The sequence below is a fragment of the Persicitalea sp. genome, from assembly GCF_041751555.1.
Taxonomy (GTDB): Bacteria; Bacteroidota; Bacteroidia; order Cytophagales; family Spirosomataceae; genus Persicitalea.
The window spans coordinates 1-3338 of record NZ_JBGSXF010000476.1 but is presented as its reverse complement, the minus strand read 5'-3'; the positions used below and the strand labels follow the sequence as shown (position 1 = coordinate 3338).

Below are 3338 nucleotides of genomic sequence, written 5' to 3'. Positions count from 1 at the left end.
CGCGTTTGCAACGCGATCTTCGTCCAAAATCATGAATAAAAATCTCATAATAAGAATCACTATGAACCAAAAATCAGCTTTGATACACAGACCACTGAGAACTAAACCAGCGGTTAAAATACCGACAAACAGACAGATGCGCTCCCTACATACTACTTTCTTCCTGTGCAGTCTTCTGTGCTCACAAGCCACCGCGCAACCCCCTCCAATCAAAAATCTAGTTTTTGAAGGGGCGGGCATCCGGGGCATTGCTTACGCGGGCGTCCTGTCGGCAATGGAAGAACAAGGGGCTTTGGCCACGGTCGAGCGGGTCGGTGGTACGTCGGCGGGGGCCATATCGTCGTTGCTTTTCGCGCTGGGCTACACGCCGACCGAAATAGAGGCTATTATCTCGCAGACCAAGTTCCAAAAATTCAACGACGGACGTTTCTTCTTCATCGGCAGCATTGCCCGAACCAAAAAACGCTTCGGATGGTACCGGGGGCAAAAATTCAGCCGCTGGCTAGGCGACTTGGTCGAAGCAAAAACGGGTAGTGCGGAAACGACTTTTGCCGAAATGTCCGAGCGTGGCTTTCGGGAGTTGTACGTAACAGCCACCTGCCTGAACAAACAGGAAATGGTCGTGCTGTCGCGGCAGACCTACCCGGACATGAAAATTCGGGACGCGGTCAGGATTTCGATGTCCATCCCGCTATATTTTCAGGCGGTATTTGTGGATAGCGTGGGACGTACCTTTTCCAGACAAAATAGAGCCAACGATCTGGATGTGATAGTCGATGGCGGTATTATCGGAAATTTTCCGATCCAGCTTTTCGACAGTGTGGTCGTAAATGCTCAGCACCAAGCCGTCCGTATTCCCAACGTCGAGACCATCGGTATTCGCATCGACTCGGATTCTCAAATCAAGGAAGATACGCTAACCCGCCATTTGGCTCCTTTTGAAATTGCCAATTTCAGGGATTACCTGTCGGCGTTCTACGTGCTGGTTATCGAAAGTCTCAACCGTCCCGATTTGACCGACGCCGATTGGAGCCGCACCATTTCCGTTTCTTCGGCGGGCATTACCCCAAAAGTAAAGCGACTGTCGGCGGAACAGAAAGCCAGTCTGGTAAATAGCGGTCGGGAAAGTACCAGAGATTACTTGCAGCAGAGAAGCCGTCCTTTGACCCAAACGAGATAAACTGTTTCAGTTACGCTCGCGACGCGGCTCATAGCCCGAGAAATTCTTCTTCGGTCATTTTGAAGTCATCCGCAAAGATCGCTTTTCCTTTTCCCTGTAAAATCCCCAACTTACGGGGAGCAGGTTTACGGGCGGGTTTGGGAACGAGGTAGGCGACCACTTCCTTTTTCTTGCCAAATGCGACCGCTATCTCTTCCCCGGCCTGAACATCCTTGATTACCTGGGAGAACTGGGCTTTCAGTTCTCCAACTGTCAATGTTCTCATAATCTTTTTCGGAAAGTTAACATTTACTTGACAACTTGACAAGAACAATACAAGAATGGTTCATTATTTACCAGCTTCCTGCCTCGCAACCAAGACTTAATCCCCTCGCGTTTGAAACGCAATCTCCACCTAACGACATCACCCCAAACTACCTCAACAAGCCCTCCTCCGTCTCCACTACCTCCCCGCCAACCCCCGTCGTTTCCACCCGAAACGAAAACCCACGTTCCGGCTGCGCGTCCGTCAGCGGAATGCTTAACTCGAAAGGGTACTCCACATCGGTTTCCGTTTTCTAGGTTTTGCCGTCGAGCGAGTAGTGCAGCCGGGCCTGGGTCAGGTCTTTTTCGGTGGCCGTCAGGTAGAGGTAGGCGTTGTGCAGCCCTTCGCCCCACGACAGCAACATCCCAACCAGCTTGCCAGATGGCATGGGTACTTCCGTGAAGGCCCTGCGGTCGGCCAGTTCGGGTAGGGGTTTTAGTTTTTGCTGGAAAGTCGGGTGTGCCACCAGGCCCTCGATGACGAAGCCCGCGATGCCGTGGCCGTCGAGGGTAGTTGACAGGCGTCCGTCCTTCATTTCGGCCCGGCCGACGGGTTGGTTATTCAGGAATAATCGTACGGCGTAGGTCTTCCCGGCGTCGTAGCGAAGTACCTCGGGATTGAGCCGCACGGTCACGGTTGGCGGTCGGGCGACTGGTTGGTCAGGGCCAGGTAGGTGTTGCCGTTGCCGTAGGCGGCTACGTAGTTGATCTGCACGCCCGCCACCTTTCCCTGCATGCTCTGGGCCAGGCTGGTGTGCGTGGTAGTTTTGATCTCCTCCGTAGTAATATTGGAGATCGACCCGGTCAAAGTCTGCTTGCGCTGCGTACCGTAGCCGACGACAACTACCTCGTTCAGTTCGTCGATGCTCTGCGCGAGCGTAATGTCGAAATTTGTGCGATTCCCCACTGTAATTTCCTGGGCCGCGTACCCCACAAAGCTACCAGTAATGACCGCGTCCCGGTCAGGAACCGCCAGGGAGAATCTACCGTCGACATTGGAGGTGGTACCCACGGAAGTACCCTTGAGCACGATGCTGGCGCCGGGAATGCCTACCGAATTCTCGTCTTTTACGACACCATCAATTCTGGTATCATTTGTAGCGTTCTGAGCGAATCCCGTCGGGCTGTACCCGAGAAACAGCAGGGAGAAAGCAATGCTCAGATTAACAGGTCGAAAAAAGCCGTTGATATTTTTGTTATCCCATTATTTAATTAAAGTTTGGTCACACCGAAGCCCAGCTCGTAGTTTGGTAATAAGTTCACTAATTGCTACCCAACCCCCGCTCAAAAACTCATAGAAAAATGCAATACGTCCGACGCTCATTACTTCTCTTTCTACTCAGCCTTTCCCAGGCTTTCGCTCAATCCACCAAACCCAACATACTCTTCACTTCGCGGACGACATGCGGGCCGACGCGCTGGGTAGTTACGGCAATACCTATGTCAAGACCCCGGTGCTGGACAGCCTGGCACGGCAGGGTACTTCGTTCACGAATTCCTATATTTTGGGTAGCCAACACGGGGCTCTTTGCGCTCCGAGCCGGGCAATGCTGATGAGCGGACAGTCGTATTTTCGGGTTTGGGACAAGCTCAATGGTGTCCATACTTTCCCGAAGCATCTGCGGGAGCGCGGCTACACGACTTTCGTGACGGGCAAATGGCACAACGAGCCGGAGGCCGTTGGTGCCAGTTTCGACATCGCCAAAAATATGCTGCTGGGCGGCATGGCCAACCACTTCGAGGTGCCGGTTCGTGATATGAAAGCCGACGGCAGTTTCACCGAACCCGTCAAGAAGGGTTTCTCGACCGACATCTTTACCGACACCGCACTGGAATTTCTGGATCAGCAAAACGG

Annotated in this window: 6 protein-coding genes; 2 read left to right on the top strand and 4 right to left on the bottom strand. The window is 53.0% G+C overall.

The annotated features are described in order from the left end of the window. Positions 1-136 precede the first annotated feature (136 nt). Positions 137-1180 (top strand): patatin-like phospholipase family protein, encoded by a 1044-nt coding sequence (locus ACEW8P_RS16700; protein WP_373514209.1) that lies wholly within the window; start codon positions 137-139, stop codon positions 1178-1180. A gap of 28 nt (positions 1181-1208) precedes the next feature. On the opposite strand, the gene ACEW8P_RS16695 is transcribed toward ACEW8P_RS16700, so the two are convergent. The 4 genes from ACEW8P_RS16695 to ACEW8P_RS16680 form a co-directional block, all read right to left on the bottom strand. Next, complete coding sequence (locus tag ACEW8P_RS16695) at positions 1209-1445, bottom strand: type II toxin-antitoxin system Phd/YefM family antitoxin (RefSeq protein ID WP_373514208.1); 237 nt, start codon at positions 1443-1445, stop codon at positions 1209-1211. 148 nt (positions 1446-1593) lie between these two features. Continuing rightward, positions 1594-1722 carry a hypothetical protein gene (locus ACEW8P_RS16690; RefSeq protein WP_373514207.1) on the bottom strand — a complete coding sequence of 43 codons (129 nt, stop codon included), beginning with the start codon at positions 1720-1722 and terminating at the stop codon, positions 1594-1596. A gap of 15 nt (positions 1723-1737) precedes the next feature. Then, on the bottom strand, positions 1738-2118 hold the full coding sequence (locus ACEW8P_RS16685) for a hypothetical protein (protein WP_373514206.1): 381 nt from the start codon (positions 2116-2118) through the stop codon (positions 1738-1740). Further along, a complete protein-coding gene (locus tag ACEW8P_RS16680; protein ID WP_373514210.1) occupies positions 2115-2567 on the bottom strand; it encodes a carboxypeptidase-like regulatory domain-containing protein in 453 nt (150 codons plus the stop codon). Before ACEW8P_RS16680 ends, ACEW8P_RS16685 begins: the two co-directional genes overlap by 4 nt. Positions 2568-2886: 319 nt before the next feature. Here ACEW8P_RS16680 and ACEW8P_RS16675 point away from each other — a divergent pair. Continuing rightward, a partial coding sequence (locus ACEW8P_RS16675; RefSeq protein WP_373514205.1) for a sulfatase-like hydrolase/transferase occupies positions 2887-3338 on the top strand: 452 nt, incomplete at its 3' end.